The following is a 14,567-nucleotide window of genomic DNA, read 5'->3' on the forward strand; positions in this document are numbered from 1 at the left end:
GAGCGCTATTTGTTAGCCTTCTATTTTTTGCCGTAGCCGTTCGATTCGAGCGGCTGCTCGATCGGTTTCTTGGCGCAGGCTATCGGTCGCCGTGGTGAAGTGATTAATTTCGGCGCGGCTAGGCAATAACCGTAGCTCTTCTTTCAAGTATTCCTCAAAATTACGCATCAGGCTGCTACCGGTATTCAGGTAGAACCCTGCTTTCCACTTCAGATAACGAGCGAGTTCATGGGCCGGCAGGTCGCCTAGTATCTGCGCTAGAATACCTTCCCAGTCCAGCGCCGCATCGATCAGGATTTGGCTGAAGCGGTTGGCCAGCGCATTATCACCACTCAGGTGAATGGTTTTACCAAACATCGCGTCACTACTATCAGCGGCATTCAGCAAGCGTAAGAAATCTGCGGCACTGCCCGTAAGCGTGACGTCGGCGTCATCCCGTTCGATCATATCGATTTGGATGCCTGCAGAACTTGGCTGTAATGATAGAGCTATGGCGGGTGCGGTGAGCTGAATAGCAATCACACGGCCATTCAGTTGGCCGAGCTGATCAACGGTCTCAGGATTGAGCAATAGCAGCCGGTTGATGGCTGCCTCCGCTAGCGTTAACAGTGTCGCGTTGATCGTATCAATAGTCATAACAATTACGGTTTGATACCTGTATGCAGGGCGACAATGCCGCCGGTCATATTCTGGTATTTACACTGCGTCAGGCCCGCTTCTTCCATCATCCCTTTAAGCGTTTCTTGGTCAGGGTGCATGCGGATTGATTCAGCTAGGTAGCGGTAACTTTCTTCATCACCTGCGATCAGCTTGCCAATTTTAGGCAGCAGGTTGAATGAATAGATATCATAAGCTTTGGTGAGCAGAGGGTTGTTGGTTTTGGAAAACTCCAGCACCATCACTTTACCACCGGGCTTTAGCACCCGCGCCATTGAGGCCAGCGCTTTTTCTTTGAAGGTCACATTGCGCAGACCAAACGCAATAGTGATGCAATCAAAGGTGTTGTCGGGGAACGGCAGTGCTTCAGCATTGGCTTGGACAAACTCAACGTTACCGGTGATGCCGCGATCCATCAGTCGATCACGACCCACTTTCAACATGGAGTCGTTGATGTCGGCGAGAACAACCTGCCCTTCAGCGCCAACGAGACGAGAGAAACGCATAGTGAGGTCGCCTGTGCCACCGGCAATATCCAGTACTTTGTGACCACGACGCACACCACTTTGCTCTATTGTCAGACGCTTCCAGATTCGGTGAATCCCGCCTGACATCAGATCGTTCATGATGTCGTATTTGCTGGCGACAGAGTGAAAAACGTCAGCAACCTTGTCCTGTTTTTCGTCGACTTTAACCTGTTCGAAGCCGAAGTGGGTTTTGTCCTGAGATTCTTTCTGGTCAGTCATGGGAAACCTGTAATCTGCATAATTCGCGTTGCCGCATTCTACCTTTGCAGCAGGCAATTGTCTTTACTCTTGCATCATCAACTGACTTAGCTTAACAAAAAGCGGCTGATCGACCCTGTCTTATCGGTTGATTTTGGCTTGATGGCACGATTTATCCTCTGGCAATCATATTGCCGTGCCGCGTTTTTCCTGCTTCAGCAAGATTAGCAAGGTAGCGATCCCAATAGGTATCATAATGTTGGCACAGGTCGTAGAGGTATTCCCAAGTATACAGACCGCTATCATGGCCATCATCAAAGATGATTTTCAGGGCATAGTTGCCGACAGCTTCGACCCCTTTAATGCCGACCAGCTGTTTGCCTGTCTGCAGAGTGCCGTTACCGACCCCGTGACCACGCACCTCGGCAGAGGGGGAATGCACTCGTAGGTATTCAGCACTCAGCTCAAATTGTTCCTGATCACTGTAGATCAATTCAAGGGTTTTTGATTTCGCGTGTAACTTGATGTCTTTAGGCAGTGGTGCACTCATGAATAGACTCCGGTAACGGAGCACGGTGCTCCGTTACCTTGGGGTGGATTATAGAATATAGTGACTCAGGTCTTCGTCCTGACTCAGTTCGGCGAGATACTGGTCAACAAATTCACGGTTGACGTTAATCGTTGTGCCGGCGTTGTCAGAGGCGGTAAAAGAGATCTCTTCCAATAACCGCTCCATCATGGTGTGCAGACGACGTGCGCCAATGTTTTCGGTTTTCTCATTGACCTGATAAGCCAGTTCGGCGATCCGGTCGATACCGTCCTGCGTATATTCCACTGTTACACCTTCGGTGGCCAGCAGCGCGCGATATTGCTCCGTGAGCGACGCATTAGGCTCGGTCAGAATGCGACGGAAGTCCTCTGGTGTGAGTGCTTGCAGTTCCACTCGAATAGGCAGTCGACCCTGTAGTTCGGGGATAAGGTCGGAAGGTTTAGACAGGTGGAAGGCGCCAGACGCAATAAACAGGATATGGTCTGTTTTGATAGTGCCATATTTGGTGGTGACGTTGCTGCCTTCGATTAGCGGTAATAGATCCCGTTGTACGCCTTCGCGGGAAACATCGGCACCGGTGCCTTCGCGTTTACAGACCTTATCAATCTCATCGAGGAAGACGATACCGTTTTGCTCAACGGCGTCGATTGCCATCTGTTTCAGGTCGTCATCGTTAACCATTTTGGCGGCTTCTTCGTCGATCACCTGTTTTAGCGCATCTTTAACCTTAATGCGTTTGCTCTTGGTTTTGTTGTTCCCCATGTTGGAGAACATGCTTTGCAGCTGACTGGTCATCTCTTCCATGCCTGGAGGCGCCATGATTTCGACGCCAACCGGCGCTTGGCTTAGGTCGATATCGATCTCTTTATCATCAAGCTTGCCTTCCCGTAGCTGTTTGCGCAGCAACTGACGGGTGGCGCTATCGGGTTTCTGCTCGGGTTGTTCATCAAAACCGGTTGGGCGAGCGGGTGGCAATAGTGCATCGAGAATTCGCTCTTCGGCGGAATCTTCGGCACGGAACTTGACCTTATCCATCTCCTGCTCACGCAGCATTTTGATCGCCATATCGATCAGATCACGGATGATGGTTTCAACATCACGGCCAACATAGCCGACTTCGGTAAACTTGGTCGCTTCAACCTTAATAAAAGGCGCATTGGCTAGTTTTGCTAAACGGCGAGCGATTTCGGTTTTACCGACACCGGTAGGGCCGATCATCAGAATGTTTTTGGGTGAGACTTCGGCGCGCAGCTCAGGATCAAGCTGCATTCGACGCCAGCGGTTACGCAGTGCGATAGCGACTGAGCGTTTGGCGTCAGACTGACCGACAATGTGTCGATCCAGTTCGGAAACAATTTCACGGGGTGTCATATTGGACATCAGTCAGTTCTCTCTGTTCAGGCTTGGGCTGCGGTGGATTGCAGCTGCTCAATCGTTAAATTGGCATTGGTGAATACGCAGATCTCGGAAGCGATCTGGAGGCTTTTTTCGACAATGTCTCTAGCATTCAGGTCTGTATTAGCGACGAGGGCACGGGCAGCGGCCAAGGCGTAGTTGCCGCCGGAGCCAATGGCGATGACGCCGTCTTCCGGTTCGATAATGTCGCCACTGCCTGAAATAAGGTAGGTTTTATCTTTGTTGGCTACGAGCATCAGAGCTTCGAGTTTGCGTAACACTCGGTCACCACGCCATTCCCGCGCTAAGCTGACCACTGCATTGAATATATTGCCCTGATGTTTTTCCAGTTGCTGTTCAAACAGGTCCAGCAGGGTGATGGCGTCAGCGGTGCTACCAGCAAAACCGGTAATTACATCGTGTTTTGCTAGTCGGCGGACTTTGCGGGCGGTGCCTTTCATTACGGTGTTGCCGAGGGATACTTGGCCGTCACCGCCAACAACGACCTGGTCGTCGCGACGTACAGAAACAATTGTGGTCATGGGTGCGTTTTCCCGAATAGGTGTACTCAATTTGCAATGAGTATAGATATGGGAGCGCGGACCGTTATTTCAAGGTTATCAACAGTCGATGATAAAAGGATTTAGTCGATTTGCCGGACGAGCGGCTGAATATTCATTCTTACTAACCGGTCTTCTGCCTTACTTAACATAGAGCGGTTTTCGAATGGCCCTGCAAGCACTTGATACCAGATGCTGCCATTGCTGTTGGTGACGCGCTTTGTTCGGACGCTCGGTAGGCCTTCAAGGATCAAGCGGGCGCGTAGTTGATCGGCATCTTTACTGCTTTGGAACGAGCCGGCTTGCAGTACATAGGTATGCTTAGATTTAGCGCTCTTAGGCGTCGATTTATACGGTTTTACATTTGCCGTATCCACTTCGCTATCGGGTAGGATTTCATAGAAACCGAACCGCTCCGATTGTTCCTCAACAGGAGTCGTGGGTGTCGCTGTGTTTTGATTGCTGGTTTTGCTATTTGTTTTAGCTTGAGCCGCAGGTTTTGGTTTTGTGGTTTTGGCGATCGGTTTTGTGACAGTGCTCGATGGTTGCGAGGCTGGTTTAGCTGAGGCGTTGGTTGGTGTGGCTGCACTGCTGTCAGGTTTAACTGAGGTTAATTGCCACAGCACATAAACAAAGCCGACAAGAAAGGCGAGGCTGATAACGGTTCGCACCAAGGGGAACGGTTTTTTGACGGGCGCGCTCTTACTTTTAGCATTACTGCGAGTGGTTCGGCTAGCTGCCGAACCACTGTTACGTTTTTTTGCGAAGTCTTTGCGCGCCATAAGTCTGCCTTCTTACATCTTATCCGGCGCGGTAACGCCGAGTAGGTCGAGGCCGTTGGCCAATACATGGCGAATTGCCACCGCCAGTGTTAGACGTGCGTTACGTAGATCGGCATCGTCAACGAGGGTCTTCTCAGAGTTGTAATAGGTGTGGAAATCGCTGGCCAACTCATAAAGATAGGTGGCGACTAGGTGAGGTTCGCGGATGTCCGCTGCGCGCTTAATCACTTCAGGATAACGACCGAGTTTGATCGCTAGACGTTTTTCTGATTCCAGTTCCAGTCGATCCAATGCTTGCAGGCCAGTGGCTTCATCCCATTGCTGTTTGTTCTCTGCCAGTTTACGGAAGATTGAGCAGACGCGGGCGTGGGCGTACTGAATGTAATAGACCGGGTTGTCGGCGGATTCAGAACGGGCCAGATCGATATCAAAGTTTAGATGGCTATCGGACTTACGGGCTGCAAGAAAGAAGCGGGTTGCATCGCGGCCAACCTCTTCAATCAGGTCGCGCAGCGTCAGATAGCTACCCGCCCGTTTAGATATTTTCACCTCTTCGCCACCGCGCATAACGGTCGCCATCTGGTGCAATACATAATCGGGCCAGCCTTTTGGAATGCCGGCATTAAGTGCTTGTAAGCCTGCACGAACACGGGTGATGGTGCTGTGGTGATCCGCGCCCTGTTCGTTGATGACAGTGTCGAAACCCCGTTGCCATTTGTTCATATGGTAAGCGACATCGGGTACAAAGTAGGTGTAACCGCCATCGGTTTTACGCATCACGCGATCTTTATCATCGCCAAAGTCGGTGGTGCGCAACCAAAGAGCGCCGCCTTCTTCATAGGTGAAGCCATTTTTGATCAGGGTTTGTACGGTTTCTTCTACTTTGCCTTCGTTATATAGAGAAGACTCTAAGAAGTAGACATCGAAATCGACGCCAAAGGCTTTCAGATCGAGATCCTGTTCGTGGCGCAGGTAAGCGACGGCAAAGTGACGAATGCCTTCGAGGTCATTCGCATCTTTTGTGCCGGTGAAACTTTGATCGGCCGATTCGACGGTATCGCCGCGCATAAAACTGTCGGCTAGCTCGGTAATGTAATCACCGCGGTAACCATTTTCAGGCCAGCTAGGATCTTCCGGCGTCAGGCCTTTGCAGCGTGCTTGCACAGAAAGAGCGAGGTTGTTGATCTGCTGGCCAGCATCGTTGTAATAAAATTCGCGGGTAACATCCCAGCCTGTGGCTTCCATTAGGCGGCTCAGGCAGTCGCCGACGGCTGCTCCACGTCCATGACCGATATGCAGCGGCCCAGTTGGATTGGCAGAAACAAACTCAATCTGCACTTTTTTACCCGCGCCATCGTTATTGCGGCCGTAGTGGCTGTTTTGTTGCAGAATGGTTTTGATCAGGTTGCCGGTGGAGGCGTCACTGACAAAGAAATTAATAAAACCGGGGCCGGCGATCTCTGTTTTTTCCACATTCTCAGAGTCAGGCAGTGCTGCACATATCTTTTGGGATAGTTCGCGAGGATTGCTTCGGGCTGCTTTAGCCAGTGTGAGCGCAATGTTTGAGGCGAAATCTCCGTGAGACTTGTCGCGGGTGTTTTCCACCATGATTTTAGGCTGAGTGTCGGCTGGCAGTGTGCCATCTTCAATCAGCGAGGTCAGGGCAGTACTAATCAGGTCCGCAATGTGTTGTTTCATGCTCAAAAGATACCGGGTTATATTCTGGAGTCAGATGCAAAGGCGCAGCTTGAAAAGGTCGTATTAAAAACCGACTCAGGGCTTATTAAGCCCGAACTGCGCAGTTGTCTGTAAAAAAGACCGCGTATTATCCCTTTTCAGCTGCCTTTTGTTAACCCCCGGCGGGTTTATTTGTGGCTAAAACATATCCACCGGGTCCACATCGATCGACCAGCGCACTTTGCGTGCCTCTGGATCACTATCAACTTGGCAAATAATATTGTGCAGTTGTTGGTGCAGCGCTTTGCGGTCGTGGCTTTGTAACACTAGCTGAGCACGATATTGGCCGGCGCGCTTCTCCATCGGTGAGGGAAGCGGGCCAAGCCACTGAATACCTTGGGGTTGGAGGATGTCGTCCGCTAATAACTGGCGCAGCCTGCCGAGAAAGCGCTCTGCCTGACCCTGGTGGTTGGCTTCGGCGCGGAACATGGCGCAATAGATCGAGGGTGGCAACTGGGCTGACACCCGTTGACTGAGTTCCTGTTCGGCAAAGGCCTGATAGCCTTCGGTGACTAAACTCATAATAATGGGGTGGTCGGCATGGTGTGTCTGCATCACGACTTTGCCGGGATGATCGGCTCGTCCGGCGCGGCCTGCGACTTGTAGAATAAGTTGGGCAGTGCGCTCCATGCCCCGAAAATCGGCACTGAATAAGCCGCTGTCGGCATTCAGAATAGCCACTAGGGTGACTTTCGGAAAATGGTGGCCTTTGGCAAGCATCTGAGTACCGATCAGGATGCAGGGATGACCCTGATGCACTCGGTCCATGATGTGTTGCATCGCATTTTTACGCTGAGTGGTGTCTCGATCAACCCGAATGACAGGATAGTCGGGAAACAGTGTTTGTAATAACTCTTCGGTACGCTCGGTGCCGGCCCCGACCGGTTTAAGATCGGTGCTGCCGCAGTTGTCACAAACCGTAGGAACTGGACGTTGACTGTCACAGTGGTGGCAGTGTAGATGGAACGGTTTACGGTGCAACGTCATATGCGCATCGCAGCGGCGGCAGTCGGCTAGCCAACCGCAGTCATGACACATCAGGGTGGGGGCGAAGCCGCGGCGATTCAGGAAGATCAACACCTGAGTCCCCTGTTGTAGATGAGCTTTAATCTGCTGGATAAGCGGCTGAGATAGGCCGTCTTGTAGCGGAAGTTGGCGAATATCCAAGAGTTCAAATTTTGGGGGTAGTGCATCACCGGCGCGTTTATTCAGTTTTAACCACTGATAACGCCCCTGTTTGGCGTTGTAGAGGCTTTCGATGGCTGGTGTTGCAGTGCCTAACACTACCGGAATCTGCTCGAAATGGCCGCGCATGACGGCGAGATCTCGGGCGTTGTAACGAAACCCCTCCTGCTGTTTAAAGGAGGTGTCATGCTCTTCATCAATAAAGATAACGCCGGGGTTACGCAGCGGTGTAAAAATCGCTGAGCGAGTGCCGATGATAATGCGGGCGACACCTTCCCGCGCCTGCAGCCAAACATCGAGCCGTTGGTTGTCAGTTAGATTTGAATGTAACACCACGACGGGCAGGTTAAAGCGCGCCTTAAAGCGGGCAACGGTTTGTGGTGTTAGGCCAATTTCGGGCACTAGAATCAACGCCTGTTTGCCTTGGCGGATATAGTGTTCGATCGCCTGTAGGTACACTTCGGTTTTGCCAGAACCCGTTACACCCTGTAATAGATAGGTTTTAAAGCCTTCGGTGGCGGTAATCTGCTGGACCGCCTGCTGCTGTTCTGCATTGAGCGTCAGCGGGGCTTCATGCAGCGGCTGATCATTATGCTCGGTATGGTTCGGTTTGTGGATAAAGGATTCGGCTAGGCATTTATCCAGCAGTTTTTTTAATAGGCCGGTTTGGCCGCCTTCTGTGCGAATGGCGCCCTCGCTGATGCCATTGGGGTGCTCCATTAATAGTAATAGCAGCTCCCGTTGGCGTGCAGCTGTTTTGCCTAGCTGAGATATATCGGCATCGGCAGTGGCGCGCCATAGGTGTTGGTGAGTATATTCACAGGGCTCGCCTTTACGTAGCAATACTGGCAGTGCCTGACTTAAGGCATCACCCAGAGGGTGTTGATAATAGTTACCGGCCCAACGTGCTAGTTTTAATATAGTCTCGGGCATCGGTGGCGCTTCATCGAGAATGGCGATGGCGGGCTTTAGTTTATTGAGCGGAACCTCGGTGGTCTCACTGATCTCGATAAGCACGCCGGTGACTTCTCGGCGACCAAAGGGAACCTTGACCCGTACGCCGGGCTGCAGTGCAGCCGTTTCACAGTCCTGTGGCGGCAGATAGTCGAATAGCCGACGCAGTGGTGAGGGTATGGCTAGTCGCAGGTAAGGCATAAAAAGGACGGCTCGTATCAGAGGAGAATGGCACAGTGTATGTCTTTTTGTTTTCGCTGTTAACCTGTGTATTTGTTAACTGAAGGTAAATGCTTGCTGGGCTAGAAGGCTGTATGTATAATGCTCGCCCTTAATCCTATAAGGCTTAACTTCCGTATCGAAGTCGAAGCCTGCATGCGGTGCCTGGCAAAAGATCAGGTGGCGGCATACAAAACAACTGAGGTTCCAATGAAAAAAGATATTCATCCAGAATACGTAGAGATCAATGCTACCTGTTCTTGTGGTAACGTTGTTAAAACACGTTCAACGGTTGGTAAAGACATTAACATCGATGTTTGTAGCCAATGCCACCCTTTCTATACCGGTAAGCAGAAAGATGCGACTACCGGTGGTCGTGTTGATCGCTTTAACAAGCGTTTCGGCGGACGTGGCCTTAAGAAGTAAGACCTACTTTGTAATTAAAAAAGGCATCCTTTGGGATGCCTTTTTTGTTCCTGATCAATTTAGGCTGATTTTTACTAATCTAAAGAATAACTGGTTATATCCCCTGATTAAGTCGTCTAGGGCTTCTATAATTTCTGTTTACTCCCGCAAAAGTAGTAGTAAATACACTGAATATCGATAAATATTCAGGGATATGAGCTATTTTGTCAGTTGAGAGACAGAGATCTTTTCTATATGATCCCAAGTCCGAATTTCTATAACATAAGTTGGAACCGCGACCATGTCTGAAGATATGAAACAAGCTGCACTCGATTATCACGAGTTCCCTCGCCCAGGTAAGATCAGTGTAGAACTGACTACACCGGCCGAGTCTGCCCGTGATCTAGCCCTGGCTTACAGCCCTGGTGTTGCTGAGCCTGTGCGCGCTATTGCAGAGAACCCTGATAACGCATACCGCTATACAGCTAAAGGTAATCTGGTAGCTGTTATTACTAACGGTACTGCAATTCTGGGCCTTGGCGATCTGGGACCTCTGGCATCCAAGCCGGTTATGGAAGGTAAATCGCTGTTGTTCAAGCGTTTTGCTGGAATCGATTCTGTTGACATTGAAGTCGATTCTGAGAGCCCTCAGGCGTTGATTGATACGGTTGCGCGCATTGCTGATACCTTTGGTGGTATCAACTTGGAAGATATTAAAGCGCCAGAATGTTTTGAAGTTGAACGTGCGTTGATCGAACGTTGCAGCATTCCTGTTTTCCATGATGATCAGCACGGTACTGCTATCGTAACAGCTGCCGGTATGATCAATGCACTGGAAATCGCTGGTAAGAAGCTGGAAGAAGCACAAATTGTTTGCCTAGGTGCCGGTGCTGCTGCGAATGCTTGCATGACGCTGCTCGTTAACATGGGTGCTAAGGTCGAAAACATCTACATGATCGACCGTACCGGTGTAATTCACTCGGGTCGTGAAAACCTGACACCGCAAAAAGCGGCTTTCGCATCTGAAACAGATAAGCGTACGCTGGATGATGCGATTGACGGTGCTGATGTATTTGTCGGTCTGTCTGGGCCTAACCTGTTAAGCGGTGAGCAGTTAGCTAAGATGGCGCCAACTCCGGTTGTCTTTGCCTGTGCTAACCCTGATCCGGAAATCACACCTGAACTGGCTCACTCTGTTCGTGATGATGTGATCATGGCGACAGGTCGTTCCGATTATCCTAACCAAGTTAATAACGTGCTAGGCTTCCCGTTCATCTTCCGTGGCGCGCTGGATGTTCGTGCTTCCGCGATTAACGAAGAGATGAAAGCTGCAGCCGTGCTTGCTCTTGCTGGTCTGACAAAAGAGCCTGTGCCACAAGACGTGCTGGATGCCTACGAATTGGATTCTCTAGAATTTGGCCCTCAGTACATCATTCCTAAGCCGACTGATACTCGTCTGTTAGGTGTTGTCTCTGAAGCGGTTGCACAGGCTGCGATCGACTCCGGTGTTGCTCGTCTGCCGTTGCCTGCGCATTACCCACTTACAACTGTTGATGCACTGCTTAATCGTTAATCGATGGTGGTCATAAAAAAACCGGCTAAGGCCGGTTTTTTTGTATCTGCAGGAAAGTGTCTAATGCATCTCAGAAGATATCTTCTGTCCGAGTAGTCCCTTCTGTACTAGGCAGTAACGGGTTTCTGGCCGTTTCGGTGGGAACGCTTGCTGCTGGGAATATTTCAAAAATAGCATTCTCTTGTCCTGGGTAGGCAAGCAGGCTTGTTTTGGGATCGATTCTGATACTCACGAGGCCGTTCGGCTTAGGAATGGGTAAGTCTGGAACCCCTTCTAGCGCTGTTTGCATAAAGTCTATCCAGATAGGAAGTGCGGCAGTGCCACCGAATTCGCTGCGGCCAAGGGTGGTTGGTTGATCAAAACCAACCCAGGCAGTAGCTACCACATCTTTGTTAAAGCCCGAGAACCAAGCGTCTTTCTGGTCATTGGTTGTACCTGTTTTGCCCGCGAGGTCAGAGCGCTCAAGAACTCTTGCGCGTCGGCCAGTACCGCGGGTAATCACGTCCTGCATGATGTTATAAATCATGTAAGCCGTTTGTGGTTTCATGATGCGTGTAGCAACGGGTAGGTTGGTGATTTGTTGTCCAGTGAGCGGTGTTGATGACACGGCTGTCTGTATCTGATTGCTGTCTAGTGTGTCTGCTTCTGTATCAGTGGGCGTGTCGTTGTTTTGGGCCGCATCGATGATCGTGGCAGGTTTTTGCGGGATTAGGCTGAAATCTGCAGGAATTGCTGAGTTATCCGCGATGTAGGTGCAGTCAGCGCAGACCGTTGTGGGTTGTGCCTGATAAAGAATATTACCTTCGGTATCTTCAATTCTGTCAATAAAGTAAGGAGTAACTTTGAAGCCCTGATTGGCTAGGCCTGCGTAACCGGTGACCAGCTCTAGAGGGGTGATGTCTGCGGTGCCTAGGGACAGTGAAAGGTTGTTGGGTAGGCGGTCTTTGTCAAAGCCAAAACGAGTTAAAAATTCAATGGCGGTATCGATGCCAATGGATCTCAGTATGCGAATAGAAACTAGGTTTCTGGATTTATATAGCGCTTCCCTCAGGCGGGTGGGACCATAAAACTTCTTACTGTAGTTTTGTGGTCTCCAATTTGATTCTAGGTTGCCGTCATGGAGTACCACCGGAGCATCATTAATGAGCGTGGCGGGGGTGTAACCCTGTTCCAGTGCTGATGCGTAGATGAACGGTTTAATGTTGGAGCCTGGCTGGCGTTTCGCTTGCGTCGCCCGGTTAAACTTGTTGTGGTTGAAGTTGAAGCCGCCAACCAAAGCACGTAGCGCGCCGTTTTTTGGGGATAATGCAGCAAAGGCGCCCTCTACTCGGGGGATCTGCGTTAAGTGCCAGTTGCTCTCGTTGTCGGCGCGGACTCTGATTAGGTCGCCTGTGGTGAGAATATCGGCGGCGAGTTTAGGTTTTCTCCCTAAACGGTTTGGGCCTTTGTATTCTCGAGCCCATTGCATGCCATCCCATGTAAGCGTCGCGTGGCCATGGTCTTTGATGAATACTTCCGCCTGCTGTTGGTCAGTGCTGATGACGATGGCTGGCTGTAAAGAGCCGAAGGTGCGCTGCTTGTTCAGGGCGGCGATTATATTTGCGTCGGTGAGTTGTTCAACGGCGGCCGTTTTCTCAGCGCCGAAATAGCCGTGCCTTTCGGTATAGGCTAATAAACCGTTCTCAACTGCTAGGTTAGCAGCGGCCTGCATTTCGCTATTGAGTGTGGTGTAAACGCGAAATCCGTTGGTGTATAAACTCTCGTCAAAGTATTGATATAGCTCATTGCGAACCATTTCTGCAACAAAAGGGGCATACAGTTCAATCTGTGTACCATGATATTCTGCCGTCACTGGTTCATTTTTAGCCGTGTTATATTCTTCATCATTGATAAAGCTGAGGCTATGCATTCGCTTAAGAATCCAGTTGCGTCGCTCGATCGCCCGACTTGGGTTGGTGATTGGATTGTATGCTGAGGGCGCTTTAGGCAGGCCAGCAATCATGGCGACTTGAGCTAGACTAAGTTCATCAATGTTTTTGCCATAGTAGATGTTGGCGGCTGCTTGAATGCCGTAAGAGCGGTGGCCAAGGTAAATTTTGTTGACGTAAAGCTCGAAAATTTCCTCTTTGGTTAGCTCTTGTTCAATCCGTAAAGAGAGTAGTATCTCATTGAATTTACGGACAAAAGAGCGTTCTCTGGTGAGGAAGTAGTTTTTCGCTACCTGCATCGTGATGGTGCTGCCGCCACTTTGAATGCGGCCACTGCTGGCTAATTGATAGACCGCACGGAAAAGGCCTTTGATGTCGATGCCCATGTGGTTGAAAAAGTTACGGTCTTCCGCCGCAAGCAGGGCATTGATGTAATTTTGAGGGATCTGCTTATAGCTGATAGGCCAGCGACGTTTTTCGCCAAACTCTGAAATTAGTTTGTTATCTTCAGAGTATATTCTTAATGGCGTTTGCAACTGAACGTCACGAAGCGTTTCGACATCCGGAAGCTTTGGAGCGTAGTAATAATACGCCGCGGCCAAGGCTAGGCAGCCAATAAAAGCGCCCAGGATGGTGAGTTTTAGGCCGAGCTTAAGTAACAATGTCAATAATTTCATGTATAAGCTATTTAAAGTTAATGTTTTTGTTGCCGAGTTATTATATCTGTAAGAAAGTGTTGTCCACTAGCAAAACAGTGGTTTAATTTTGAATGAAACCGCGCTAGAGTCAGTGTAGGTCGGTTTATGCGGGATTTTTTAAGGATAATTTACTGTGCTTAGCTTTCTTAGCAAACAGGAAAAAGGATGGGTCGGCATAGATATCGGCTCCTCTTCAATAAAAATGGTGGCACTTTCTAGGCGAGGTAAGGGGCTACGTCTCGACTCCTATGCTATTGTGCCTTTGCCGGCATCAGCCGTTATTGAGAGTAGTATTCAAGACGCCGCTCAGGTGGCTGAAGCCATTGAAGCAGGTATAAAAATTTGTGGCGGAGGTCTTTCAACCTGTGTTGCTGCGGTTCCCTCCTCTGCGGTCATTACCAAAACGATTCAGTTGAGTAATGCTTTTACTGATTTTGAACTTGAAGAACAGGTCAAACTCGAAGCTGATCGTTTTATTCCCTACCCTTTAAATGAAATTGCCTTGGACTTTGAAGTGCTAGGGCCGGCAGAAGATAGTCCAGAGCTTAATGATATTCTCTTGGTTGCATGCCGTCGTGATGATGTCGAAATACGTGAAGATGCGATCAATAGCAGTGGTTTGAAATGTGAAGTGGTTGATGTCGACCGTTTTGCCACCGAGCGAGTGGTGTCACTATTAGAAAACCAAGGCGATCAAGAGGATCGTTTGGTTGGGCTTGTTGATATTGGTGCATCGACACTGACACTTAATGTGTTTAAAAACGGCAAGATCGTTTATGACCGAGAGCAAGCGTTTGGTGGCAACGATCTGAGTAATTTGATTCACCAGCAATCTGGGCTGGAAGCCGGCGAAGTGGAACACTTGCTGCGAGCTGGAGAGCTATCGGATGAATTGAAACAAAATGTTGTGTTGCCGTTCCGTAGTACCGTGACGCAACAAGTTTCCCGTTCGCTGCAGTTTTTCTATTCTTCCGGTCCGCATAATGAGTTGAATAAGCTCTATCTACTGGGAGGCACCGCTGCTATTGAAGGTTTGGCAGAGCAGATGCAGAGCGAAATTGGAGTTGAGGTTGAGGTTGCTAATCCATTTGCAGGAATGGATTTGGCTTCAAAAATAAATGCAGGTCGGCTCAATCAGGATGCTCCTACCCTGGTAAAAGCATGCGGCCTTGCGTTACGAAGTTTTGAAGGGTAGCGAC

12 protein-coding genes are annotated in these 14,567 nt (G+C 49.9%); 3 read left to right on the forward strand and 9 right to left on the reverse strand.

All coding sequences use genetic code 11. The annotated features are described in order from the left end of the window. Positions 1–12: 12 nt before the first annotated feature. From KO512_RS09595 to KO512_RS09630, 8 genes are all read right to left on the reverse strand, one after another. On the reverse strand, positions 13–636 hold the full coding sequence (locus KO512_RS09595; protein ID WP_215952128.1) for a ubiquinone biosynthesis accessory factor UbiJ: 624 nt from the start codon (positions 634–636) through the stop codon (positions 13–15). A 5-nt stretch (positions 637–641) separates the two neighbouring features. Continuing rightward, positions 642–1,403 (reverse strand): bifunctional demethylmenaquinone methyltransferase/2-methoxy-6-polyprenyl-1,4-benzoquinol methylase UbiE, encoded by a 762-nt coding sequence (ubiE, locus tag KO512_RS09600; RefSeq protein ID WP_215952129.1) that lies wholly within the window; start codon positions 1,401–1,403, stop codon positions 642–644. A gap of 151 nt (positions 1,404–1,554) precedes the next feature. Further along, on the reverse strand, positions 1,555–1,932 hold the full coding sequence (locus KO512_RS09605) for a gamma-butyrobetaine hydroxylase-like domain-containing protein (protein ID WP_215952130.1): 378 nt from the start codon (positions 1,930–1,932) through the stop codon (positions 1,555–1,557). A 48-nt stretch (positions 1,933–1,980) separates the two neighbouring features. Further along, entirely contained in the window at positions 1,981–3,312 is a 1,332-nt protein-coding gene (gene hslU / locus KO512_RS09610; RefSeq protein WP_215952131.1) for an ATP-dependent protease ATPase subunit HslU, read from the reverse strand. 17 nt (positions 3,313–3,329) lie between these two features. After that, positions 3,330–3,869, reverse strand: a complete 540-nt coding sequence (gene hslV / locus KO512_RS09615; RefSeq protein WP_215952132.1) for an ATP-dependent protease subunit HslV — start codon at positions 3,867–3,869, stop codon at positions 3,330–3,332. Positions 3,870–3,970: 101 nt separating this feature from the next. Then, positions 3,971–4,669 (reverse strand): SPOR domain-containing protein, encoded by a 699-nt coding sequence (locus KO512_RS09620; RefSeq protein ID WP_215952133.1) that lies wholly within the window; start codon positions 4,667–4,669, stop codon positions 3,971–3,973. Positions 4,670–4,681: 12 nt separating this feature from the next. Beyond that, a complete protein-coding gene (gene argS / locus KO512_RS09625; protein WP_215952134.1) occupies positions 4,682–6,367 on the reverse strand; it encodes an arginine--tRNA ligase in 1,686 nt (561 codons plus the stop codon). Positions 6,368–6,544: 177 nt separating this feature from the next. Then, entirely contained in the window at positions 6,545–8,746 is a 2,202-nt protein-coding gene (locus KO512_RS09630) for a primosomal protein N' (protein ID WP_215952135.1), read from the reverse strand. 228 nt (positions 8,747–8,974) lie between these two features. Here KO512_RS09630 and rpmE point away from each other — a divergent pair, with 228 nt between their 5' ends. Continuing rightward, on the forward strand, positions 8,975–9,190 hold the full coding sequence (rpmE, locus tag KO512_RS09635) for a 50S ribosomal protein L31 (protein ID WP_126157207.1): 216 nt from the start codon (positions 8,975–8,977) through the stop codon (positions 9,188–9,190). Between the two features lie 280 nt (positions 9,191–9,470). Continuing rightward, the gene (locus KO512_RS09640; protein WP_215952136.1) at positions 9,471–10,742 is read left to right on the forward strand and encodes a malic enzyme-like NAD(P)-binding protein; all 1,272 of its coding nucleotides are present in this window, start codon (positions 9,471–9,473) and stop codon (positions 10,740–10,742) included. A 70-nt stretch (positions 10,743–10,812) separates the two neighbouring features. On the opposite strand, the gene KO512_RS09645 is transcribed toward KO512_RS09640, so the two are convergent. Then, the gene (locus KO512_RS09645) at positions 10,813–13,347 is read right to left on the reverse strand and encodes a penicillin-binding protein 1A (RefSeq protein WP_215952137.1); all 2,535 of its coding nucleotides are present in this window, start codon (positions 13,345–13,347) and stop codon (positions 10,813–10,815) included. A gap of 154 nt (positions 13,348–13,501) precedes the next feature. On the opposite strand from KO512_RS09645, the gene pilM reads away from it, so the two are divergent. Continuing rightward, on the forward strand, positions 13,502–14,563 hold the full coding sequence (pilM, locus tag KO512_RS09650) for a type IV pilus assembly protein PilM (protein ID WP_215952138.1): 1,062 nt from the start codon (positions 13,502–13,504) through the stop codon (positions 14,561–14,563). Positions 14,564–14,567: the final 4 nt, after the last annotated feature.

The organism is Amphritea atlantica (assembly GCF_018860855.1).
Lineage (GTDB): Bacteria > Pseudomonadota > Gammaproteobacteria > Pseudomonadales > Balneatricaceae > Amphritea > Amphritea atlantica_A.

Excerpts from the sequence above, each read along its gene's own strand:
- rpmE (WP_126157207.1), top strand. The coding sequence starts at position 8,975 with ATGAAAAAAGATATTCATCCAGAATACGTAGAGATCAATGCTACCTGT.
- KO512_RS09620 (WP_215952133.1), bottom strand. The coding sequence starts at position 4,669 with ATGGCGCGCAAAGACTTCGCAAAAAAACGTAACAGTGGTTCGGCAGCT.
- hslU (WP_215952131.1), bottom strand. The coding sequence starts at position 3,312 with ATGTCCAATATGACACCCCGTGAAATTGTTTCCGAACTGGATCGACAC.
- KO512_RS09640 (WP_215952136.1), top strand. The coding sequence starts at position 9,471 with ATGTCTGAAGATATGAAACAAGCTGCACTCGATTATCACGAGTTCCCT.
- KO512_RS09595 (WP_215952128.1), bottom strand. The coding sequence starts at position 636 with ATGACTATTGATACGATCAACGCGACACTGTTAACGCTAGCGGAGGCA.
- KO512_RS09645 (WP_215952137.1), bottom strand. The coding sequence starts at position 13,347 with ATGAAATTATTGACATTGTTACTTAAGCTCGGCCTAAAACTCACCATC.
- argS (WP_215952134.1), bottom strand. The coding sequence starts at position 6,367 with ATGAAACAACACATTGCGGACCTGATTAGTACTGCCCTGACCTCGCTG.
- KO512_RS09605 (WP_215952130.1), bottom strand. The coding sequence starts at position 1,932 with ATGAGTGCACCACTGCCTAAAGACATCAAGTTACACGCGAAATCAAAA.
- ubiE (WP_215952129.1), bottom strand. The coding sequence starts at position 1,403 with ATGACTGACCAGAAAGAATCTCAGGACAAAACCCACTTCGGCTTCGAA.
- KO512_RS09630 (WP_215952135.1), bottom strand. The coding sequence starts at position 8,746 with ATGCCTTACCTGCGACTAGCCATACCCTCACCACTGCGTCGGCTATTC.
- hslV (WP_215952132.1), bottom strand. The coding sequence starts at position 3,869 with ATGACCACAATTGTTTCTGTACGTCGCGACGACCAGGTCGTTGTTGGC.